The following is a 24531-nucleotide window of genomic DNA, read 5'->3' on the forward strand; positions in this document are numbered from 1 at the left end:
GATGTGGAAAACTAATTCCACATCTTTTTTATTGCTCAATTTTATTTGTAAATTTTTATCAAACCTGAATAACTCCCATATTAAATTTCTCAGTAATCGGAGAATGATTCGCAGCTTCAATACCCATGGAAATCCATTTTCTGGTATCTACAGGATTAATGATGGCATCTGTCCACAATCTTGCCGCAGCATACGTTGCTTCTGTTTGCTTTTTATATTTTTTTGAAATCGAATCTAAAATTTCGTTACGTTCTTTGTCGGTAATTTCTTTCCCTTGTTTTTTCAAAGTAGATTCCTGAATTTGTGCTAAAACTTTTGCAGCCTGAGCTCCACCCATTACTGCAAGATCTGCCCATGGCCAAGCTACGATCAATCTTGGATCATACGCTTTTCCGCACATGGCGTAATTTCCTGCTCCGTAAGAATTTCCTGTAATGATAGTAAATTTCGGAACAACAGAATTGGAAACGGCATTTACCATTTTCGCTCCGTCTTTGATGATTCCTCCGTGTTCAGATTTTGAACCTACCATGAAACCCGTTACGTCCTGTAAAAATACCAAAGGAATTTTTCTTTGATTACAATTAGCAATAAATCTTGTCGCTTTATCGGCAGAATCAGAATAAATTACACCACCAAACTGCATTTCACCTTTTCCGCTTTTCACCAATTTTCTTTGATTGGCTACAATTCCTACAGACCAACCGTCGATTCTTGCCGTCGCACAGATGATGCTTTTCCCGTAATCTGGTTTATATTCTTCGTATTCCGAATTATCGACTAAACATTTTAAGATGTCAAAAGTATCATATTGCTCTGATCTCAATGCAGGCATAATTCCGAAAATATTTTCAGGTTTTTCTTTTGGCAGAGCACTTTCGATTCTGTCGAAACCTGCTTTGTCATTAGACCCTAAAGATTTCATGATGTTTTTAATTCTGTTTAAAGCATCCTTATCATCTTTAGCCTTATAATCGGTAACTCCGGAAATCGAGCAGTGCGTTGTCGCTCCTCCCAACGTTTCGTTATCAATAGTTTCTCCAATCGCAGCTTTCACCAAATAGCTTCCTGCAAGGAAAATAGAGCCTGTTCCTTCCACGATCATCGCTTCGTCACTCATGATTGGGAGATAAGCTCCTCCTGCGACACAACTACCCATTACGGCTGAAATCTGGATGATTCCTGCAGCACTCATTTTGGCATTATTTCTGAAAATTCTTCCGAACATTTCTTTGTCTGGGAAGATTTCATCCTGCATCGGAAGATAAACTCCCGCAGAATCTACCAGATAAATAATCGGAAGCCTGTTTTCCATGGCAATTTCCTGAGCTCTCAGGTTTTTCTTTCCTGTGATAGGAAACCAAGCTCCAGCTTTTACAGAAGCATCATTGGCAACAATAAGACATTGTCTTCCGGAAACGTATCCCATTACCACTACAACACCGCCACTTGGACAGCCGCCATGTTCCTCATACATTTCGTATCCTGCAAAAGCACCAATTTCTATGGAATCTGAATCCTTATCGAGAAGATATTCTACTCTTTCTCTTGCCGTCATTTTTCCTTCGTCACGTAGCTTTTGAAGCCTTTTTTCTCCTCCTCCTTTTTTGATGTCAGCGAGTAAGCGATTTATTTCGGATAATTTTAATCTGTTTTGATCTTCTCGTTTGTTGAATTCAATGTCCATAAAAATTTCAATTTTTTCCGCTTAAAGATACTATTTTTAATAGGAATTCAAATTGAAGTAAAACAAATGTTTAATAAATTGGTTTTCAGAAAATTATGAAACATTTAACAATTAATATATTTTTTTTGGTGCGTATTTTGCTAACTTTACAATAGAGTATTAGGAATGAAAGTTTCTATATAAATACTCTAAGTTCCTAGTTTATTTTTTTAATAGTTTATTATTTGAAGGCCCTGAAAGTTCAACCGATTTTCAGGGTTTTTTATTTTAATTTATCTCAAAATCATTAAACGATTCATTTTATTTTTAAAATTAATTTGAAAATGAAAATTTCCTCAAAAAATTGACACTTTTAATACAAAATTTTTATTGATTTGTAAAAGCTATTTGTAAATTTGCACAAAATTTAAAAGTAGGTAGGATATGCATAAATTAGCTCTTTTCAGATTGCATTTAATTATATTTTTATGGGGATTTACTGCAATTTTAGGAAAACTGATTCATGCGAATGCACAGATTCTTGTTTTCTACCGAATGTTGTTTGCAGCAATTTGCCTTTTTGTTTACATCAGAGTTTTCAAGAAAGACAGTATTAAGGTTTCAAAGAAAATTTTCTTTCAATTGGCTGCCATTGGTTTTGCGATGGCGCTGCATTGGTACTGTTTCTTTCATTCTATTAAAGTTTCCAATGTTTCCATTGCATTAAGTTGCCTGTCTTTATCCACCTTATTTGCTTCGATTTTAGAGCCTGTTATTTTTAAAAGAAAGATTGATGCTTCTGAAGTAATTATGGGAATTGTGATCGTTGCCTGTATTTTATTAATATTTAAAACAGAGTTTCGATTTAAGGAAGGAATTCTTTACGGAGTTCTTTGTGCTGTTTTCGGGACGATCTTTTCTGTTTTTAACGGGAAGATGTTTGGGAAAACAAGCTCTGGAAACATTATTTTTTACGAAATTTTCTCCGGATGGTTTATATTAATGATAATTTATGTGTTTTCGGGGCAAATTTTTCACATGAATGAAATAAGTTACCGCGATATTGCGTTAATATGCTTGTTGGCAAGTGTTTTCACTGCTTTCCCGATGTTGGAATCTGTGAATTTGATGAAATATATTTCGCCTTTTACACTAATTTTAACAGTTAATTTAGAACCGGTCTACGGAATTATACTAGCTTTTTTTATCTTTGGGGAATCAGAACACATGAGTCCGATTTTTTATATCGCTTCAGGAGTTATGATACTGGCAATCATTGCCAACGGATTAATAAAAGCTAAGAAACAAAAAACGTTAAATTAAGCATCAAAATATATGATGAAAAAATATTTTTTACTCGTATTTTCCCTGGTTTTTGGGATATCGCAGTCTCAGATCATCAGAAAATATTCCAATGAATTCCTGAATATCGGAGCCGGAGCAAGAGGTTTGGCAATGGGAGGAGCTGTCGTTACCAATCAGGACGACGTTTATTCTCCAATGTGGAACCCGGCGGGTTTGATGGCGATCGAAAAAGATTGGCAGGGAGCAGCGATGCATGCAGAATATTTCGAGTCTATTGCAAAATATGATTATCTGGCTTATGCAAAAGTGTTGGAAACAGGAGTTTTCGGGGTTTCTGTGGTAAGACTTGGGGTTGATAATATTTTGAATACTACTCAATTAATCGATACGGAAGGAAATATTGATTATGATAAAATCACAAAATTCTCACAATCCGATTACGCTGCAATTCTTTCTTACGCTTTCAATCCTGCAGGAAATACAAAGCTTGACGTAGGTATCAATGCAAAAATCGTTTATAGAAATGTAGGGAAATTTGCAAACGGATACGGATTCGGTTTTGATATTGGTGCGATCTATAAAATGGATAACGGATGGAAAATCGGAGGTATGTTGAGAGATGCAACAACTACAGTCAACTTCTGGAGTGTGAACCAAAAAGAACTTTCTACGATTGTAAACGGGGAAGAATTCAACCCTGCTCCAAAAGATAAAATGGAATTAACAATGCCAAAATTGAATGCAGGGGTAAGCAAACTGTTTGAAATCAACAGCAGCGTTTATGTCTTGCCAGAAGCCGGAATCAATGTTGATTTTGCTAAAACGGCAGCTCTTCTTTCTACAGATTTTGCGAGTATTACTCCTTATGCAGGAGCTGAATTGGGTTATCAGAAAATGATTTTTGTGAGATTAGGGGTGAACAGATTCCAGTCGATTACAGATATTGAAGATCTTAGAAGAAAGGTTTCTTTCCAGCCAAGTGCAGGTATCGGGATCAAATATAGAGGACTTACATTGGATTATGCAATTACCAATTCAGGAATTGGCGGATCAAATTTCTATTCCAATTTCTTCTCTCTGAAACTGGATATGGGACAGTTTAGAAATGACTAAAAAATTAAAAAAATGAAAAAACTATCAATACTTATACTTACCGTTTGTTCAATGTTTGCTTTTGGACAAAAGGTTTCTGATTATAAATATATTTCTGTTCCTGTTAAATTTGAAACTTTTAAGGAAGATTTCGGTTTGGGTGAATTATTAATAAAAACTTTAAGAAGTAAAAATTATACTATCGTTCCAACGGATAAATTACAATGGCCTTCTGATGCACAAAGTAATCCTTGTAGTGTTTTAATGGCGAATATTATTAATGACAGCGGGTTTTTGCGAAATAAAGTATCGGTACAGTTTAAAGATTGTAATGATAAAGTAATATCATCAATAAAAGGGTCTTCAAGTATTAAAGAATACAAAGAAGGATATCAGGATGCTTTGAAGCAGACTTATGTTTCTATTTCGCCGGCTAATCCGATTAATCAGGTTCAAACTAAAATACAAGAAACGACTACAAATAATACTCAGGTCGCAACAACAGCTACAGTTTCGGCAATTTCAACCGATAATGGGGCTCAAAAATTTAGCAATGGTAAAATGGATCTGCAGAGAATTCAAATTGATAACAGTCAGTTTATTTTAGTAGGTTCAAACAGTTTCTTCTCCATTTGCAACCTTTAAAGCAACCACTAAAAGTGATGTTTTCAGAGTAAAGCTACAAAACGGAGATTCTACACTGGGATATTTTGAAAATGGAAATGTAGTGATAGAAATTCCACAAGGAAATGGAGAATATTCTAAAGAAGTATTTTCAAAAAAATAATCATAATCACTTATCAGAATAAAGAAAGTCCTCATAACGAGGACTTTTCTGTGTAAATTTAAATATGAAGTTGTTTTTTTCATAAAAAGCTAATAGATGTTATATTAACTTTTGAACTAATTTATATAAAAAAAATCAAATTGACAAATATTTTGAAATAATGTTACATATTATTAATAACAATGGATTTTTACTTATAAGTTTAAAAATTGTAATGATAACTAAAAATGTTTCAAGGTCTTACCTTAATTAAGAAAGGTTTTAGTTAATTATTATTAAAAAACTCATGAATAACCTTAGCCTTACTCTTTCCTAAAATCTCTTCCAAAGTTTCCAAATTTGCCTCTTTAATGCGTTTTACAGATTTTAATTTAGATAAAAGTAATTCGATTGTTTTTTCTCCAACACCGGAAATTTCCTCCAACTCAGATTTTATCGTAGAATTTGTTCTTCTTACTCTGTGATGCTTTACTCCGAAACGGTGCGCCTCATCTCTCACTCTCTGTAAAATCTTCAGCGTTTCAGATTTTTTGTCGAGATATAACGGAATAGGATCTTCCGGAAAGAAAATTTCTTCTAAACGTTTGGCAATTCCTACGATCGTTATTTTTCCATAAAGTCCTAATAATTTTAAACTTTTTACAGCAGAAGACAATTGCCCTTTTCCACCGTCAATTAATATTAATTGTGGCAAAGTTTCACCTTCATCCAGCATTCTTTTATAACGACGGAATATCACTTCTTCCATCGTTTTAAAATCATCAGGACCAACTACCGTTTTTGGGTGAAAAATTCTGTAATCTGCCTTGCTTGGCTTTCCGTCTTTAAAAACAACACACGCCGAAACGGGATTCGTTCCCTGAATATTCGAGTTATCAAAACCTTCAATATGGCGCGGTTCAACAGGCATTCTCAAGAGCTTTTTCATTTCAGCCATGATTCTGTTGGCATGTCTTTCCGGATCAAGGATTTGCACCTGTTTTAATTTTTCCAAACGGTATTCTTTCGCATTTTTCTCAGACAGTTCAACGATACGTTTTTTATCACCAACTTTAGGAACGATCAGTTTCACATTCGGGATTTCAACAGATAAATGAAACGGTAAAAGGACTTCTTTTGAATTGGAATCAAATTTTTGTCGGATTTCAATCAACGCTTCTTCCAGAATATCTTCATCGGATTCCTCAAGGATTTTTTTAATTTCTGTGGTAAAACTCTGAATAATATTTCCGTTTCTTATTTTAAAGAAATTGACGTAGGCGGCAGTTTCATCACTCGTCATTCCAAATACGTCTACGTCATCGATACTTGGGTTTACAACCGTATTTTTAGTCTGATAATCTTCAAGAGCATTTATTCTTTCTTTGATGAATTGCGCCTGCTCAAACTGTAAATTTTCGGCATATTTCATCATCTGATTCACCAGATATTCTTTTGCTTTCCGGAAATCTCCTTTGATGATTCCACGGATCGCATCAATTTTTTCATCATAATCTTCCTTGCTTTCCAACCCTTCACAAGGTCCTTCACAATTTTTAATATGATATTCAAGACAGACTTTATATTTTCCGTCGTCAATTTTATTGGGAGCAAGATTGAGATTACAAGTTCTTAATTTATAAATATGTTTAATCGTATCCAGTAAAATTTTTGCAGGACGTACTTTTGCATAGGGTCCGTAATATTCTGAACCGTCTTTAATTTTAGTTCTTGTCAAAAAAATCCTCGGAAAATCTTCATTTTTAATACAAATCCACGGATAGGTTTTATCATCCTTCAGCATCACATTATAAAACGGCTGATGTTCTTTTATCAAATTATTTTCCAATAAAAGTGCGTCGTATTCGCTGTTTACAATGGTAGTTTCCAGTCGTTGAATTTTCCCGACCATGATTCTGGTTTCTGTATCCGGGAAGGTTTTTATTAAAATAAGAGAGAACTCTTTTCTTTAGATTTTTCGCTTTTCCGACGTACAAAAGCTGTTCGTTTTTATCATAATAACGATAAACGCCCGGTTCTGAAGGTAAAGTTTTGAGTTGTAATTCTAAAGAAGGATTCATAGAACAAAATTACGGAATTTAAAGGCACAAAAAAAGCCGTAGAAAATCTACAGCTTTATAATATATGTTAAAATTAAATTTTATCCCGCCATTTCAGTATATTCATAAATAAGAAAGCTGAAATAATCCCACTCAACAGAGTTTTTAGGATATTTTTTCATGAATTCTGCATTATCTCCAAATAAGAAATCGTAGTTGTCTTCAAAATCATCTTTGTGAAGCCACATAACTTTATCTCCTTTTTTTACATAATAAGATTTTATCACGCCACCGCCAAGACTTGGAGAACCCATTACAGAAAAACCTGTCGTTTCCTTTGCTCTCGGATCGTGATAAACAGAAATAATATCATCAAATTCCGGATTAATTACCTGCATTAAGAATTCTTTATCGTCTTTTTTATTTTTCAAAGAAACGGTTTGATTTACAAAGTGAATACGATCTTTTGTTGTCGTATTCTTAAGTTTTTTCGTCTGATAATTTCTGATATTGCCCATGTATTTTGCAACTTTCATGAATTTTTCAGCTTCATTTGGATATAAATACATTTCACTGATGTTATCGGCAACAAAAACAGTAGGTTTTTTCGTGATACTGTCTTTAAGAGAAACTTCAAAAATTTGTCCTTTTTTAGTATCTATTTTACCACAGAAACCTTTATAGGAAGTTCCGTCTTTTAAAATAATAGTGGATGTTTTTTTGGGAGATGGTGTGTTAAATCCTTCATTAAAAAGATATTGTTCCATCTTTTTGATCTCCTCTTTAGAGTATTTCACTTTCTGTGCGAAAGAAGCTGTACTTACAAGCAACAATGCAAGCAACAAAGTTTTAAGTTTCATAGGGTTATTAATTTTTTATTTCGGCAGTAAAAATAGGAAATTAATTTACTTGTATGATATTTTTAAACCGCAAAAGATGCAAAAGATTTTTATCATATTAGAAAGCTTTCAATAGTAAACAAAATAAACTGTTCAATAAAGACCCTACATTTTGTAAACTTTTATAATTCTTTCCCTAATCATTTCTTTTGTCTCTCGTATGTTTGTATTTATAAATATAAGTTACTTTAAATAATAAAACTAAGAGGCAGCAGAAATATTTTGTGAGAGGTAATTTTTATTAATATACCGGAAAAAGAAAGATTCTCTGTCTCTAAGTTTCTTTAAAATCTGAACAGTACTTAGGAAGTTTTTACATTCCGTATAAATGCGAGAAAAGATTACAAGAAACTGCAGTTTTTTCACTTAAAATTAAACATCATGGAAAAGCAATGTATCGGTATTGATATTTCAAAAGATTATCTAGACTGTTGTTTTGGAACTTCAGACAGCTTTCAAAATCAAAAATTTGGGAAGAGTAAAAGATTTAAAAATGACTATTGTGGATATAAAGAATTATTGCAGTGGTCGGATGAACAGAATGCCTCAAGAGAAGTATTTTATGTAATGGAAGCCACGGGCGTTTATTATGAGCATTTGGCTTATTTTTTAAATGAGCATCATTGTAAATTATCTGTGCTATTACCCAATATGGTGAAGCATTATTCCCGCAGTCTTAATGTGAAAACCAAGACAGATCAAAAGGATTCAGAGGTTTTATGCAGGTTAGGATTGGAAAGGAAATTAAGAACCTGGAATATGCCTACTAAAATTATGCGTGATTTAAAATTTTTAAGCCGTGAATACCGTGAAGTAAAAGCTAAAATCAATCAGGCTAAGAATCAGCTTCATGCAAAACATCACAGTCATGACTGCCCTGTCTCCACTCAAAAAAGGTTAAAAACACAGGTTTCCTTATTAGAAGTACAGGTATCGGAGATCGAGTCGGAACTTAGGCTTTTAGTAATGTCTGATACAGAGTTTTCTGATAAAGTTAAAAAAATATGCAGTATTCCGGGAGTAAGTTTTATTACAACAATATGTATTATTGCAGAAACCAATGCCTTTGCGTTAATAACAAATGGAAGACAACTGGCAAGTTATGCAGGTTTAGATATTCAGCACAATCAGTCTGGGAATAAGGAAGGGAAGACAAGAATATCTAAAAAGGGAAACAGTTTTATCCGCCATTCTTTATATATGCCCGCTTTATGTGCAACCAGATTCAATCCGTTAATGAAAGAGTTTTATAACAATCTAAAAGACAGAAAACCTGTGAAAAAAATAGCAGTAATAGCAGTCGCAAGAAAGTTGCTCATTTTAATTTATAAACTTTGGAAAAGCAATATGGAATTTGATCCTAATTATATAGAAAATAAAAAAATAGACAGGGTTGCGCCTGCCTACACAGGATGAATAAATATTCTCCTTAAATAGTTTATACAAATATCTGAAAATATTTGGAAATGAACACAGTACCTTTTGTGGTAAAAGATAAAAATTTCAGAAAAATAGAAAGGCGAAAAAATTAGTTTTTCCAATTATATGTAAATGTGTAATTTTAAGACAAATTTTTAGAGAATGATATACGGTGTAGATGTTTTCAGTTTCCATGATGTTTTGGAGATCTGTAAAGCTCCAAATAAAGCTAAACTTAATAAAGCGGCGAAAGAACAGATTTTAAAATCTCAAAAAAACGTTCAGCAAATTGTAGCGTCAGACAGATGTGTTTATGGTATTAATACCGGTTTTGGACCTCTTTGTGACACGAAGATTTCGGCTGACGAAACGGCTCTTTTACAATATAACTTAATTATTTCTCACGCAGTAGGTGTGGGAAAACCAATTGATAAAGAATTTTCGAAAATTATGATCATTGCTAAAGTTCATGCCTTGTCGAAAGGGTTTTCGGGAGTTTCTTTAGAAGTGATCGAGCGATTGATTTTAATGTTGGAGAAAGACATTATCCCTGTAGTTCCGGAACAAGGTTCTGTAGGAGCTTCGGGAGATTTGGCGCCTTTGGCTCATTTGGTTTTACCGCTTTTAGGATTAGGTCAGGTTTGGGTTGGAAATGAGATTTTTGAAACTGCAGAAGTTTTAGAAAAAAATAACCTTGAACCATTGACTTTAGGTCCGAAAGAAGGATTAGGATTAATTAATGGAACTCAGTTTATTCTTTCTCACGCGATTAAAGGGTTGGAGAAATTCGAATATTTATTGGATTTGGCAGATATGACCGCTGCAATGAGCCTTGAAGCATACAGAGGTTCTGCAAGTCCGTTTAAAAAAGAACTTCACGATATAAGACCATTTGAAGGAAGCAAAAAAGTAGCAGCAAGAATGTTGAAATTCTTAAAAGGTTCTGAAAACATGAAAGCTCATGAAGATTGTGAAAGAGTTCAGGATCCTTATTCGATGAGATGCGTTCCACAGGTTCACGGAGCGAGCAGAAATGCGTTTGAACATCTTAAAATGCTGGCTGAAACGGAATTAAATTCAGTAACAGACAATCCGATTGTTTTAAGTGCTGAAGAATCTATTTCTGGAGGAAATTTCCACGGTCAATTATTGGCAATGCCTTTAGATTACGCCACTTTGGCTGCAGCAGAATTAGGAAATATTTCAGACAGAAGAAGTTATTTATTATTGGAAGGAAAATACGGTTTACCAAGATTATTAACGGAAAGCTCAGGATTAAATTCAGGATTTATGATTCCTCAATACACTTCTGCAGCGTTGGTAACGGAAAACAAAACGTTATGTTTCCCGGCTTCTGCGGATTCGATTCCTACAAGTTTAGGACAGGAAGATCATGTTTCTATGGGAAGTATTTCGGGAAGAAAATTCAATCAGGTTCTTGGGAATCTGGTGAATATTTTATCTGTTGAATTAATGTTTGCTGCTCAAGGTTTAGAGTTTAGAAGACCCGCAAAATGCTCAAAAATTATTGAAGAAAACTATACAATCCTTCGTTCGAAAGTCGCAAAACTTGAAGAAGACCGATTGATTGGAAAAGATATGTTGGCTATTGCTGAGTTGATTAATGAAAGAAAATTTGTAGTTAATTAATAATGAAAAAAGCTTTTTTTCTAGCTATGGTTTTGTTTGGAGTACTGTCATATTCTCAGACAAAGCAAAATAAAGTAAAAGAATTAATTTCTTTAAGTGGTATTTTCCCTCTTTCTAAAGAAGTGGAAAAAGATGTGATTTCTAATTACAAGAAAAAATACAGTCATGTTCCTGAGTCAGCATGGGAACCTATTGAAAAGAAAATTAGTGTTGATGAACTTGTGAATAAAGTTGTTGAAATTTATGGAAATAAGTTTAGCGAAAAGGAAATTGAGCAATTACTTATTTTTTATAAATCAGATGTAGGGAAAAAAGTTATCCAGAATTCTCCAAGTATAATGACTGAAATTCAGAATGCCAGTAATAGTTGGGGGGTAAAAGTAATGGAAATAATTAATGGAGATTTAGAAAAAATGGGTTATCTGCAATCTCCGCCACCGCCCTCTACGAACAAATAACAAAATATTATAATCAGCTTCCAGAAATGGGAGCTTTTTTATTGTCATAATGTTAGATAAATATTATTTCAAACATAATAAATTTAAAGATAATTTAAATTTCAATCGCCTGTAATTCAATGTAAAGTGATATCTTGGTTTTGCCAACAAAATATTATTTTATATGAAAAAACATGTGTATTATTTACTCATGCTGTTTTTTGTTTTCACAGCATGTAACAGAGATGACCTTCAAAACAGTCCGAACAACATTGAAGTTGCCCAAAAAGATCCTTTATCGGCAAAACAAATCAATGAGAAAATTAACGAAACCATCAAAACCAAAGGACGATTTTCCTGGAACGAATCTTCCGATCATTTTGTCTGGAGCGCCATTTTTCAAGGAAATAAAATTGCTTCTATCGGATTTGGATCTTCTTTCGACAGAAGTTTAGATGTTAATAATAAAGCAATCGAAAACGAAATTTTAGATTTAATTAAAAAATACGAAGGAAAAACCGAAAGGGTTTTGTTATCTTCTGATCAATATTTAAATCAAATTGATGTTGCGATAGAAAAACAGGAAACAATTATCGCTCTTCGAAAAATGAAAAATATCCGTTACCTGGAACCTGCAGATTACCATTATTTTGAAAATGAAAATAAGTTGAATGGAACTGCGAAATCCAGCGGAAGTTCTTCAGGATGCGGATTTGAATCGACAGTTTTAAATACAGCAGATTATACAACCGTATCGCCCAATGCAAAAGCACCATGGTCTTTCACAAAACATAATATCATCAACGCGTGGAGCTACAGTACAGGAGCGGGAATTACCATCGGAGTGATTGATAGCGGCGTTTCTCCCGAACAAAGTTTGTTGGGAAGCAGTTTTAATAACGGGCTTTCTTCCGGAAGAACGATCAGTAAAAATGGAGTGTATGTAGATTCAATCTGGCCGTGGAGTACGGGTTATGACGGTTCTGCCGATAAATGTGGTCATGGAACCAGTATGGCTTCGGCGATGGCAGCTCCGAGAAATAATATGGGGCAACCGGTTGGTGTGGCTTATAATGCGAATTTGGTGACTTACAGAGGGGCTTCAAATGTTGTATTGGAAGGCTATCACGAACAAAACGGTGTTAAAATCGCTTTTACAGAATTAGGAAATAACAATAATGTTAAAATAATTTCCATGTCGATGGGACATATTTTCTCTGTCGGAAAAATTGAAGATGGTGTAAAATACGCGTATTCAAAAGGAAAATTGATTTTCTGCGCTGGCGGAACTTCTACAAGCTTTACGAATTTTGTAGGCGTTATTTTCCCGGCTTGGATGCCTGAAACACAAGCGATCACAGGAGTAAAAGAAAATACTTCGAACCAGAAATGCGACGTTTGTCATTCCGGTTCTGAAATTGATTTTACGTATCAAATGGAAAGAGCTTCCGAAAATAGTATTCCGGTGTTGAGTTATTATAACGGACAAACAGATTATGTCGGTGGTTCTTCTGTGGCAACAGCTTCTACGGCAGGAATTGCAGCTTTGGTCTGGGCAAAAAATCCTTCTTGGACGAGAGATCAGGTTTTGAATAAAATGAGGCAGTCGGCAACGTATTATCCAAGTCCGAATTCAGATTATGGATACGGAAATATTAATGTTTTACAGGCTGTTCAGTAAGATTTTAATTAAATTATTTAAATAAAAAAAGTAATGTTGTTCAACGACGACATTACTTTTTCCTTTTATAAAACTATATTTAAATTTATTTATCCTATTCTCACGCTCGTCATACTCAGCGAACCGCCAATTAATTCATCATTAAATAAATCCAGGTTTTCCGAGCTGTCTTTTAAACCTAAAGTATAAATCAACGGCAAATAATGATCGGGAGTCGGAACTGCATATTGCAGAGAAATTCCCTGTTTTTGATAATCGATAATATGCTGGAAATTTCCGTCCAAAAGCCAGTTGTTGGTCTTTTCACGGGCTTCAATCGCCCAATCCCAGCCAGCTCCGACGGTGTTTACATTTTTCCAGTCGATCAATCTTAAGTTATGAACAATATTTCCGCTTCCGATGATTAAAATTCCTTTTTCGCGAAGTTTATTTAATCTTTTAGCTAAATCAAAATGATATTGCGGAGATTTTGTATAATCAATACTCATCTGAATCACAGGAATATCTGCTTCGGGATACATATGTTTTATCACCGACCAAGCGCCGTGATCCAATCCCCAGTTATGATCTTCCTCAACCAAAACAGGAGCTAAAAGTTCTGCTGCTTCTCTTGCTAATTCAGGACTTCCCGAAGCGGGATACTGAACATCAAACAAAGCCTGTGGAAAACCTCCGAAATCATGAATGGTTCTCGGCATATCCATCGCGGTGACCATGGTTTCCGTTGGTAAACCAGTGTGCAGAAATACACAGAATGGCATTCGGTTTCGGAATTTCAGTTGCTGCTTTTCGGAATCCCTGTACAAACTGATTTTCTTCAATGGCATTCATCGGCGAACCGTGCCCTAGAAAAAGAACAGGCATTCTTTGAGTGTTTCCAAAATTTGCGCTTATGTTTTGTAGATCGTTGAGGTTCATTTTGATAGGAGATTAATAGAAAAGGTTCAAGGTTTTTAGAAATCCCTGAACCTTTTTATGAATTGAAATTAATGGATGATCTTATGACTTTAATAGGATTGCATCCTGATTCTTAGTTAAGTCGCCCTTTCAGGACTCCCAAAAAAAATCCGTAATAATTACGCTTGTTTTACGAACTGTAATTCTCCTGCGATTTTTACTTCTTCGCTTACCATCACACCTCCTGCTTCAAGAGCTGCATTCCAGTTTAATCCGAAATCCTTTCTGTTGATTTTCCCTTCAAAAGAAAAACCAGCTTTTGTATTTCCCCATGGATCTACGTTGATACCGTTGAAATCCACATCAAGTGTTACAGGTTGTGTAATACCGTTGATCGTAAGATTTCCTGTTACTTCGTTGTTCAATGCAGAAGATTCGAAAGTAATGGTAGGATTTGATTCAGCGTTGAAAAATTCTGCAGACTTCAAGTGGTTATCTCTGTCTGTATTGTGCGTAGAGATAGAATCTGTTTGAATGGTTGCTGTCGTTTTAGCGTTTGCAAAAGTGTCATCTTCAGCTTCGATTTCTGCTGTAAAGTTGGTAAAGTTTCCTTTAATGTTAGAAATCATCATGTGTTTTACTTTGAAAGTAAGTTCACTGTGAGCTGGGTCTAGGTTCCATTTTGTTGCCATTGTAATATATTTTTTATTGTTATTTATAGTGCAAATTTATATCAAATGACAGGTACAAATCATTGACGTAGGATAAGAAATGATTTCTGCAATTATTTTTTATTATCATTGTCATTTCAATGAAGGAAAAATCTATTATTCATTGCCAATTATTCATTACTTATTTTTTGGAGCTATTTCCCGCTTTCCGTTGCAATCTTTTTTTTCAAAAAAGGATTTTCTCTACAATCGGGGCTAGGATATTTGTTGTCTCTATTACTATTTGTCATTGCGAGGAGCGAAGCGACAATCTTTTTAAATAACAGTATAGAAAAATTCGTACCTAGATTCCTACGAAATGACAACAAAGTATAAAAACTTTATCAATATACATTCTTAATGGAACGAAGTGGAATGAAGGATGACAATGCTGCTAAAAACTAGAAACCAACAACTAAGAACCTTATTTCATTTTACGAATCTTTTAATTTAACATTTCTTAACGGTTAATTTTTATTTCTTATTTTTGGTGGATTCAATTTTTTACAATGAAATTACATAAGTTTTCTTTATTGATGCTGGTTTTGGGCAGTTCGGCATTTGCTCAGACTCAAAAATTTACGATGGCGGAAGCTGTAAATGGCTTGAGAAGCAATCTTGCAGTAAAAAATATCTCTCAGTTTTCATGGTCTAATGATGGAAAATCATACATTCAGGCAGTGAAAGGAGGATATTTGGTTACTGATTTAAAAACGAACAAGCAGGATACTTTGGTGTCTTTAACTCAGTTAAATAAAAATTTAGCTGAAAACAAATTAAAAGCTGTTCCACAAATTAAATTCATCAGCAATTCCAACGGTTATTTTAATTCCAACGGGAAAATGGTTTGGGTTGAAAAATCAGGAAGCGACTGGAAAACGAAAACCTCTGCCGAAGTAGATAAAGATGCTTCCAATGTAAAGGTTTTCGGAGATAACCAGACTTTTGCTTTTACGGTAAAGAATAATTTATTTGTTAGTAAAAACGGAAAAACAATCGCCGTAACGAATGATTCAGATGAAAATATTCTTAATGGTGCTGCCAATGTTCACAGAAACGAATTCGGAATCGATACAGGGATTTTCCCAGCTCCAAATTCAGAAAGTGTAGCGTTTTATAGAATGGATCAAACGATGGTTGCAGATTACCCTGTAATCGACTGGTCTGTAACTCCGGCTGTGAGCCACAACATCAAATATCCGATGGCGGGACAAACGTCTCATCAGGTGACTTTGGGTGTTTTCAATATGAAGACTCAGGCAACAACATTCCTGAAAATTGATGGTGAAAAAGACCAATATTTAACAGCGGTAACTTGGAGTCCGGATTCAAAATATATTTTTGTAGGCGTTCTGAACAGAGGTCAGAATCATATGAAAATGAATCAGTATGACGCTGCAACAGGAAATTTAGTGAAAACTTTATTCGAAGAAACAAGCGACAAATATGTTGAGCCACAACATCCGTTGACGTTCTTCCCGAATTCTAATACAGAATTTATCTGGCAAAGTCAGAGAACGGGTTACAATCACTTGTTCCATTATAGCTTAGAAAAAGGATTGGTTGCCCAGATCACGAAAGGAGATTGGTTGGTCACTGAGATTTTAGGTTTTAATGAAAAGAAAAAGGAAATTTATTTCACTTCTACGAAAGAAACGCCTTTGGAAAAACATTTATACAGAATCAACTGGACGAACTTCAAAATGCAAAAATTAGATGCTGCAGAAGGTGTTCACACAGGAGTTTTGAGCAGTGACGGAAATTATCTGTATGATTCTTACAGCAACGCCGATACACCAAGAGTTGTGAATGTTATTAATACAAATACGTTAAAAACAAATAATCTTCTTACGGCAGAAAATACATTAAAAAATTATCAGCGACCTGAAATTAAAAATGTAAATCTAAAAGCAGACGACGGAAACTCCTTTATATGGAAAGATCATTCTTCCGACGAATTTTGATCCGAACAAAAAATATCCTGTTATTGTTTATTTATACAACGGACCGCATTTACAGTTAATTACAAATACGTTCCCCGCATCTGGAAACCTTTGGTATGAATATATGGCTCAAAACGGATACATCATTTTCACGATGGACGGAAGAGGTTCTTCAAACCGTGGAATGAAATTCGAGCAGGCTGTTTTCAGGAATTTAGGAACAACGGAAATAAACGACCAAATGAAGGGAGTTGAGTATTTACAGTCTCTTCCTTATGTAGATTCGGAGCAAATGGGAATTCACGGATGGAGTTTTGGTGGATTTATGACGACAAGTTTTATGCTTCGTAAGCCTGATGTTTTCAAAGTAGGCGTTGCGGGAGGTCCTGTAATCGACTGGAGCATGTACGAAATCATGTATGGCGAAAGATATATGGATACGCCGCAGGAAAATCCTCAAGGCTATGCAAATGCGAATCTTCTGGATAAAGTTCAGAATCTGAAAGGAAAATTATTGATGATTCACGGAGCGCAGGATGATGTCGTTGTTTGGCAGCATTCCATTAAATTCATCAAATCTGCCGTTGATAACGGAGTACAATTAGACTATTTTGTATATCCCGGACATCCGCACAATGTGATCGGAAAAGATAGAGTACATTTAATGCAGAAAGTAACAGATTATTTTGATCAGAATCTGAAGAAATAATATTTAAAAATATAGAATGAACTTTATAAAAACAGATAGGGTACACTTTCATACGCTTGATTCGTTAAGATTTCTGTCTTTTTTATTAGTTTTCCTACGCCATTCCCCCGTTCCTGCAGATAGTTTTTTGCACTATTTCTCGAAGGAAGGAGGGATTGGTGTTTCTTTTTTCTTTGTTTTAAGTGGTTTTTTAATCACTTATATTCTCATCCTTGAGAAAATTAATAATCAGGGGAAAGTTCCGCTAAAAAAGTTTTTCAAAAGAAGAATATTAAGAATCTGGCCTTTGTATTACGCCATGATTTTATTTGCGATGTGTACGCCTTTTATTCTTAATTTTTTTAATATTTCTTATTCCAATGAAGGATATCAGCCAAATTGGTTTTTCACGTTGACATTTCTCGAAAATTATGTAGGTATGTTCGAAAAACAGCTTCCTAATGTCTCTCCGATAACGGTGATTTGGTCGCTTTGTATAGAAGAACATTTTTATATTTTCTGGGGCTTGGCTTTTTATTTCTTTAAAGAACATTCCGAAACTTCTTATTGGTTGTATTATTTTTTCATTTTTAATGCAGACCATTTACGAAAAATATAACTTGGATACTTTAGATCTTTTTACGAATATCCATTACTTCGCTTTTGGGGCAATTCCGGCTTATATTTTTGTTTTTAAGAAAGATATTATTAAAAAGTTGGAACAAATTCCGGCTGTTTTTAAATATGTATATGCGGTAACAGTTTTGGCGGTTATTGTTCTTATTGCCAACGTAAATGTAATTTCTGATTTAAAAGTGAGTTCACTTCTGTTCAGTATTTTATTTTCAGTGTTAATTTTATTTACTTTGGGCGACAAAAATGTATTTAAAATTTCCGACAAAAGTATCTTGGCCAAACTTGGGAAATATACCTACGGATTATACTTATTTCATACGATCTTTATGATGTTATTCGTTAAAATAGGAAGCCAGTTTGAACTAAATTGGATCGTAATAATTACCCTATCATTCATTTCTTCTGTAATAGCTTCCGTATTATCTTATCATCTTTTCGAAAAACAATTCTTAAAGCTTAAGAATAAAATTAAGGCTTAATCTCACTCTTCTTTCTTATCATTCATCAATGTTTTTGCCTCTTAATTATCCTAATTTTGCTTAACTAAAATCAACAATATGGAATTAGGAATAGGAATGTTTGGCGATTTATCAGTCGACAACACAACCGGAAAATATAGAGATGCAGGAATAAAAATCCGCGAAATTTTGGAGCAGGTAAAATTAATGGATGAGGTGGGAATTGATGTTTTTGCAATGGGAGAGCATCACCGTGCAGATTATGCAGTTTCTTCCCCTGAAATGGTTCTGGCTGCAGCAGCAAGTATTACGAAAAATATAAAATTGGCGAGTGGTGTGACGGTTTTAAGTTCATCAGAACCTGTAAAAGTATATGAAGATTTTTCAACATTAGATTTGATTTCTGACGGTCGTGCAGAGATTTTCGTTGGTCGTGGAAGTTTCATCGAATCTTTCCCTTTATACGGATATTCTTTGAATGATTATGAAGAGCTTTTCGACGAGAAATTAGAATTATTATTAAAAATAAATTCAGAAGAAAACGTTTCGTGGTCTGGGAAACTTCGTGCGCCGATGCAGAATCAGACGGTTTATCCGAGAGCAAAAAATGAGGGTAAATTATCAATCTGGAGAGCTGTCGGAGGAACTCCACAATCAGTTTTAAGTGCAGCTCAGTTGGGAATGCCTTTAGTTGTTGCAATTATTGGAGGAATGCCGATTCAGTTTAAAAACTTAATTGATTTCTATAAACAAGAATATCAAAAAGCAGGTCACGATGTTTCAAAAATGCAGATTGCCGTTCATTCTCATACTTTTGTAAGCGATGATGCGAAGGTTATCGACGGATATTTCGATAATTACAAATCTCAGATGGACAGAATCGGTTCGTCCAGAGGTTGGGCTCCTTACACAAAGATGCAGTATGACGGCGGAAGGAGCAAAGACGGAGCTTTATTCATCGGAAATCCGAAAGAAGTTACCGACAAAATTGCTTACCTGAAAGAAATTTTCGGAATTACAAGATTCATCGGTCACATGGATGTCGGAGATCCGTCTCACGATGTAATGATGAAATCGATCGAATTGTTCGGAAAAGAAGTAAAACCGTTTATTCAAAATCTATAAAATAAAACCTCCGCTGAAAATTTTCAACGGAGGTTTCTCTTTAATAAATCATGGAAATTGTTAACAGTAACGGAATCAAGATAATATGTCGCAATCGTTTTTTCATTTAAACAGTCGCGAACTTCGCTTTATATTCATTAAGAAGTTCGGCAAGATTTTTTGCAGACATTCCATAAGTATCGGGAAATGCGCCTGTTTTTGACTTCATTTTAGTATTTTCAAGAAGCTTTTCATCAATATCGAACGTCACCATTTTATTAATGAAAATATATTTTGTCTTGAAACTACTCACAGCTTGCCAAGGAATAAATGTAGTACGGAAAAGGTTTTTCATTTCGATTCCTCTTTCATCAATTTTAAGATAAGACGCATTAGGAACGAAATTAATGAGGAAAATAAGTAAGCATATTCCAAAAAACACAATATTTAAAACTGCGATAAACATATTTTTGTCAAGAAGTGTAATTCCCAAAACGATAAAAGTCGTACTGATCAGAATGAAGAGCACGCTTTTTATTTTTCCGGGTTTTAAGATAAGAGGTAAATTTTGCATTATTATTTTTAATATTTCAAATGTAATCAAAAGAAGTTGCTGAGGTTGTAAATTGATCTTGATTTTATATAAAATTTTATAAATAAAACACTTATATAATTTGTATCAAACTCCCGCGTTCTTCGTCTTTAATAATCTCCAGCGCAACAGGAATTTTTTCTTTAAGCTCTTCGACATGCGAAATAATGCCCACAATTCTGTTTTCTTTCTGAAGCGCATTAAGGGTTTCAAAGACAATATTCACCGATTCCAGATCCTGAGTTCCGAAACCTTCGTCAATAAAAAAGAAGTTTTTTTCCGATTGAGAATTAACCTGAACACTTTCTGCCAAAGCAAGCGCAAGACTTAGCGAAACCTGAAAAGCCTGTCCTCCGGAAAGTGTTTTTACGCTTCGGCTTCGACCTTCGTTGAGATAATCGATGATCTCAAAATCATTATTTTCATTCAGTTGAAGACTAAGTTGGTTTCGGGTCATTCTGTGAAACCTGATATTGGCATGATCGCACAACTGGCGCAGATAAATCGACGAAACATATTGCACAAAACCGGCACCTTTAAACAGATTGATCATCGTTTTCAAATTTTCAGAGCGTTTCTGAAGTTTTGTATGTTCTTTCAGTAAATCTTCTTTTTTGCGGAATTCTTTTTCTAGTCTTTCAATTTCAGCAATAAGTTTTACTACAGAATCGTTGATTTGCTTTAATTCATTTTCAGCTTGATTAAACTCGGTTTCTTTTAAAATAAATTGATCTTTATCAAAAGAGAAATCTTTCAGCTTCGTTTCCAGTTCGAGAATTCCGTTTTTCAACGTTTCAAAATCTATTCTGAATTTTTGAATCGTATTTCTTGATTCTACGACATTGATTTTCTTTTCCAGAATATTTTCAACCTGACTAAAATCGCTGAAATTATTTTCGGATAACGACAAATTGATACATTCCAGATTAGAAGAAATCTCCTGTTGAAGCTCTGAAATCTGCTTTTCCAACTGACTGAAAATCGTTTTCTGTTCTGCCAGTTTCGGAGAAAGTTCTTTTTCTTTTTGAGTTAATTCCTGATAATTTTTCTCCGTTTCAATATTTGATTTTGCTAATTTTTGATAGCTATTTTCAACTTCTTCCGAGGTTTTTAGATGATAATTTTCCCAGTTTAATAACTTTAGATTAGAACGATTGGTGTTGATTTGTTCTTCTTTTTTGGCTTCCTGAATTTTAAAAGTTTCTAGCGCTTTTTGATATTTTTCCAGGTTTTCCAGTTCTTTTCCTAACGTTTCGCGCTCTTTAGAAATATTTTGACTGATAAGCTCAATCTGTTTTTCCGTTTCCAGCGATTGTGAACGTTTTTGTTCAAACTCAGATTCATTTTCAGGATTAAAAGTTGTCCACGTAAAATTTTGAAGATGATTTTGAATATTTTTCTGAATTTGAGAAATAGCTTCCTGTTCCGCTTTTAACTGATTTTCAAAAATATTTTTCCTTTCCAGAATTTTTTCGATCTCAGTTTCCTGTTTTTGAAGAGTCGAAATTTCAAGATCGGCGGTTTGAATTTTCTCCTGAATTTCTTTTAATTCTGCATTTACATCGTGAAATTCTACAATATTCGGATGTTCAGACGAGCCACAAAGCGGACAAGCTTCGCCGTTATGGAGTTCACTGGAAAATTTTGCCAATTCCTGTTGAATTTTTAAATGATCAAGCTTTTGAGAAAATGCTTTCTTCTGAGATTCCAGAGCCGCTTTTTTACTTTCAAAATTGTCTTTAAAATGATCCGGAAAAGCCTTTAATTCCTCTGAAATCTGTTCAATCTGAAGTTGTTGTTTTCTTATTTTCTCAGTTTGTTCTTCTTGTGAATTGTTGAAGTTTTTCTGTTGAATAAACCAATTTCCGACGTTTAAAAGTAGAGTAGAATCGAGCTTTTGTGTCTTTAATGTTTCAATTTCTTTAGAAAGCTGATCGATATTTTGTTGAATATTTTTCCTTTTTTCTTCAACCTCAGTTACTTCTTTTGACCCTTTTTGAGTTCTTTCCTGAAGGTTTTTAATTTCATTTGAATAAATCAGCGTTTGCAAAATCAGGCTTAAATCATTTTCCTGAATTTTAGATTGTTCCAATACCTCAAATTGCGGCTGAAGAAGAGCAAGTTGCTTTTTTATCGTATTAAACTGTAATTCAGTTTCCTGAACAATTGTAATCTGCTTTTCTGCTTCCGTCTGCTTTCCCGAAATCTCTTTAGAAAGCTTGTTTTTCTCTGAAATTAAAGGAATAAAATCACGGGAAATTTGGTCATACAAATCAGTTTGAGTTTCTAAAATGTCAATTTCAGCTTTCTGCGCCGATACGATATTTAAACGGTCTTTTTTCTGCTGTAGATTTTCAAAATCAAGTTTAAGATTTTTAAGCTGCTGAAAGGCATCAGAGATTTTCTGGAAATTTTCTTTTGCTTCCTGAAGTTTCTTTTGTTCGGTATTTAAATTTTCTTTTTGAACAGAAATCTGCTCTTCATTAATCTCCTCAAAACCTTTCAGTTGCCCGTCAAGTTTATCCAGTTCAGACCTGTTTTTAATGTGTAATGAAGAAACATTATTTTGAAGATCAAAGCGTTGAAGCCCGAAAATTTCCTTCATCATATTAGTTCTTTCCGTTGCTCCCAACTCCAGAAATTCTTTGAACTGACCTTGAGGAATAATAATCGTCCGTTTAAAATTGGCATAACTCAGATTAATGATCTGTTCTGCATTCGAATGATCCAAAGGAATCCATTTATTGTCAACATTTTGATAAAAGGTAACAGAACTCGGTTTTACATCATCAAATTTTTTAGAATTACGTTTAAAATCCCTTGTAGCACGGAAAAGTTTGTTTTCAAAATTCAAAAAATCAAATTCGATATATGAACTGTTAGATTTTAAATTCATCATATTGTACGCTCTTTTATCGCGCATGTTGAGACGTTCCGTTTCACCGTAAAGGGCGAAAGAAATGGCTTCAAGAATAGATGATTTTCCCGAACCTACAGAACCGAAAATTCCAAATAAACCGGCTTCCGTAAGATTTTTAAAATCGATGGTTTGGCGTTCCTGATAAGAATAAAGTCCTTCAATGGTCAACTGAATCGGAATCATAATTTAGGCATTTAAAATTTCGTTAAACAAATTCATCAGTTCTTCATTGGCTTCTTGTCCGCCGTTTTTCGATTTAAAATAATCCTGGAATAATGATTCTATATTTTGATTTAAATTGATCTCATGAATAGAATTTTCATTGAAATCCTGATTTTTAATTTTCGGTATTAAATATACAATACCGTTGTGAGATTGATAAAGGCGTTTCCTTTCATCGGCAGTAAGAAATGTATCACTTTCTAAAGTCAATTCCACAAAAGTATTTGGATTTTCGAGCAACCATTCAACTGCTTTTTCTACAGCATCAAATTTTTTTCTGGCTAAAATTTTCCCATTGTGCAACTGGATTTTCTCAAAAGAAACATTTTTTCCGGGTTCTGCATCGATAATAGAAATATATTTTTTCTGTCCCGCTTCACTGAAACTGTAGGAAATAGGCGAAGACGAATAAATCACAGGTTTTTCCGGGCTTCCGATATTTTGAAATCCATGAAGATGTCCCAACGCCGTATATTGAATCTGATGTGGAATAATATCTGAAAAAATAAGGTCTGCATTCCCGATTTTAATAGGTTTTTCACCTTCCGGTTCTTCCAGAATTTCCGCGCCTTTTTTATTCATGTATAAATGGGCAGTCAAAATATTGATGCCGTTTTCATCACAAAATTGGTCGGCAAGATGTTTCCAATTTTCGGATAAAACTTTATTGATTTCCTCTTCTTTATTTTCTCCAAAATATTCTTTTAAACGGATTTCATTCGCGTAAGGGGTATGTAAAATACGAATCGGAATATCAGAATTTTTAAATTTCAGTTCGATAAAACCTTCTTCCGTATTTGAAATGCCGAAATATTCAGTTTCAAAAGGAGTAATTTTCGCTTTAGGATGACCGATGAGAATAATTCCGCATTCACGGGCTAAAGGATCGGGAGCATTAATAAGATTTGGGGAATCGTGATTTCCGGCAATAGCAATTACCGGTCGTTTTCCGTTTAAAGAAAGCGTTTTTAGTGTTTTGTAAAATAATTCTACCGCTTCAACACTCGGATTAAAATTATCGAAAAGATCTCCTGCAATAATAACAAGATCCACGTTTTGTTCATCAGCAATATCGACGATCTCGTTTAAAACTAAAATCTGTTCTTCCAGACGCGAAAAACGATCTAATCTTTTTCCTAAATGCCAATCGGCGGTGTGGAGGATTTTCATAATTTATTGTCTTCTCTTGCTTTAAAATCTTCTCGAATTTGTTTTAAACGTGCTTTTCTTTCTGCTTCTGCATTTTGTAGTTTACGTTTTTTCTGATTGATTTTATCTTTGTTTTTTTTCCTGTTCGCTTCGTTATTTTTGCTCATATTTTTTCGTAACGAGTAATTTTATAGGTGAAAAATACCTTCATCAAAAATACTAAAGATTAAGAGTTTA

The 24531-nt window shown here is 34.2% G+C and carries 15 protein-coding genes and 4 pseudogenes; 10 read left to right on the forward strand and 9 right to left on the reverse strand.

Annotation, left to right across the window (positions count from 1 at the left end):
• Positions 1-58: 58 nt before the first annotated feature.
• Entirely contained in the window at positions 59-1687 is a 1629-nt protein-coding gene (locus J3D55_RS05255; protein WP_259128680.1) for an acyl-CoA carboxylase subunit beta, read from the reverse strand.
• Positions 1688-2110: 423 nt separating this feature from the next.
• Between J3D55_RS05255 and J3D55_RS05260 the strand changes: the two genes are divergently transcribed.
• Genes J3D55_RS05260 through J3D55_RS05270 form a run of 3 tightly spaced genes read left to right on the forward strand, consistent with a single transcriptional unit; the run spans position 2111 to position 4708 of the window.
• On the forward strand, positions 2111-2989 hold the full coding sequence (locus tag J3D55_RS05260; RefSeq protein ID WP_259128682.1) for a DMT family transporter: 879 nt from the start codon (positions 2111-2113) through the stop codon (positions 2987-2989).
• 12 nt (positions 2990-3001) lie between these two features.
• Positions 3002-4084, forward strand: coding sequence for a putative type IX sorting system protein PorV2 (locus tag J3D55_RS05265; RefSeq protein ID WP_259128683.1), 1083 nt, complete (start codon positions 3002-3004; stop codon positions 4082-4084).
• A gap of 12 nt (positions 4085-4096) precedes the next feature.
• Complete coding sequence (locus tag J3D55_RS05270) at positions 4097-4708, forward strand: hypothetical protein (protein ID WP_259128686.1); 612 nt, start codon at positions 4097-4099, stop codon at positions 4706-4708.
• A 407-nt stretch (positions 4709-5115) separates the two neighbouring features.
• Here the strand turns inward: J3D55_RS05270 and uvrC are convergent.
• Together uvrC and J3D55_RS05280 are read right to left on the reverse strand one after the other, a co-directional pair.
• A pseudogene (gene uvrC / locus J3D55_RS05275) lies at positions 5116-6910 on the reverse strand (excinuclease ABC subunit UvrC).
• A gap of 80 nt (positions 6911-6990) precedes the next feature.
• Complete coding sequence (locus J3D55_RS05280) at positions 6991-7749, reverse strand: hypothetical protein (RefSeq protein ID WP_259128687.1); 759 nt, start codon at positions 7747-7749, stop codon at positions 6991-6993.
• A 420-nt stretch (positions 7750-8169) separates the two neighbouring features.
• On the opposite strand from J3D55_RS05280, the gene J3D55_RS05285 reads away from it, so the two are divergent.
• The 4 genes from J3D55_RS05285 to J3D55_RS05300 all read left to right on the forward strand — a co-directional run bounded on the left by J3D55_RS05285 (position 8170) and on the right by J3D55_RS05300 (position 12975).
• Complete coding sequence (locus J3D55_RS05285) at positions 8170-9204, forward strand: IS110 family RNA-guided transposase (protein ID WP_259127999.1); 1035 nt, start codon at positions 8170-8172, stop codon at positions 9202-9204.
• 165 nt (positions 9205-9369) lie between these two features.
• Complete coding sequence (hutH, locus tag J3D55_RS05290) at positions 9370-10857, forward strand: histidine ammonia-lyase (protein ID WP_259128688.1); 1488 nt, start codon at positions 9370-9372, stop codon at positions 10855-10857.
• A gap of 2 nt (positions 10858-10859) precedes the next feature.
• Positions 10860-11315: a DUF2059 domain-containing protein gene (locus J3D55_RS05295; RefSeq protein WP_259128690.1), complete on the forward strand. Its 456-nt coding sequence runs from the start codon at positions 10860-10862 to the stop codon at positions 11313-11315.
• A 163-nt stretch (positions 11316-11478) separates the two neighbouring features.
• Positions 11479-12975 carry a S8 family peptidase gene (locus J3D55_RS05300; protein WP_259128692.1) on the forward strand — a complete coding sequence of 499 codons (1497 nt, stop codon included), beginning with the start codon at positions 11479-11481 and terminating at the stop codon, positions 12973-12975.
• Positions 12976-13064: 89 nt separating this feature from the next.
• On the opposite strand, the pseudogene ygiD reads toward J3D55_RS05300, so the two are convergent.
• Positions 13065-13893: pseudogene (gene ygiD / locus J3D55_RS05305) on the reverse strand (4,5-DOPA-extradiol-dioxygenase).
• A gap of 158 nt (positions 13894-14051) precedes the next feature.
• Positions 14052-14564 carry a YceI family protein gene (locus tag J3D55_RS05310; protein ID WP_259128697.1) on the reverse strand — a complete coding sequence of 171 codons (513 nt, stop codon included), beginning with the start codon at positions 14562-14564 and terminating at the stop codon, positions 14052-14054.
• Between the two features lie 527 nt (positions 14565-15091).
• Here J3D55_RS05310 and J3D55_RS05315 point away from each other — a divergent pair.
• The 3 genes and pseudogenes from J3D55_RS05315 to J3D55_RS05325 all read left to right on the forward strand — a co-directional run bounded on the left by J3D55_RS05315 (position 15092) and on the right by J3D55_RS05325 (position 19432).
• Positions 15092-17234, forward strand: a pseudogene (locus J3D55_RS05315) (S9 family peptidase).
• 16 nt (positions 17235-17250) lie between these two features.
• A pseudogene (locus tag J3D55_RS05320) lies at positions 17251-18328 on the forward strand (acyltransferase family protein).
• A 78-nt stretch (positions 18329-18406) separates the two neighbouring features.
• Positions 18407-19432 (forward strand): LLM class flavin-dependent oxidoreductase, encoded by a 1026-nt coding sequence (locus J3D55_RS05325; RefSeq protein WP_259128699.1) that lies wholly within the window; start codon positions 18407-18409, stop codon positions 19430-19432.
• 106 nt (positions 19433-19538) lie between these two features.
• Here J3D55_RS05325 and J3D55_RS05330 read toward each other — a convergent pair whose 3' ends face one another.
• The 4 genes from J3D55_RS05330 to J3D55_RS05345 form a co-directional block, all read right to left on the reverse strand.
• Positions 19539-19985 (reverse strand): PH domain-containing protein, encoded by a 447-nt coding sequence (locus tag J3D55_RS05330; RefSeq protein WP_259128701.1) that lies wholly within the window; start codon positions 19983-19985, stop codon positions 19539-19541.
• 91 nt (positions 19986-20076) lie between these two features.
• On the reverse strand, positions 20077-23106 hold the full coding sequence (locus tag J3D55_RS05335) for an AAA family ATPase (protein WP_259128712.1): 3030 nt from the start codon (positions 23104-23106) through the stop codon (positions 20077-20079).
• A gap of 3 nt (positions 23107-23109) precedes the next feature.
• Positions 23110-24315: a metallophosphoesterase family protein gene (locus J3D55_RS05340; RefSeq protein ID WP_259128714.1), complete on the reverse strand. Its 1206-nt coding sequence runs from the start codon at positions 24313-24315 to the stop codon at positions 23110-23112.
• Complete coding sequence (locus J3D55_RS05345; protein ID WP_259128715.1) at positions 24312-24461, reverse strand: hypothetical protein; 150 nt, start codon at positions 24459-24461, stop codon at positions 24312-24314. The genes J3D55_RS05340 and J3D55_RS05345 overlap by 4 nt, the downstream gene beginning before the upstream one ends.
• Positions 24462-24531 lie beyond the last annotated feature (70 nt).

It is taken from the genome of Chryseobacterium ginsenosidimutans (assembly GCF_024807225.1).
Lineage (GTDB): Bacteria > Bacteroidota > Bacteroidia > Flavobacteriales > Weeksellaceae > Chryseobacterium > Chryseobacterium ginsenosidimutans.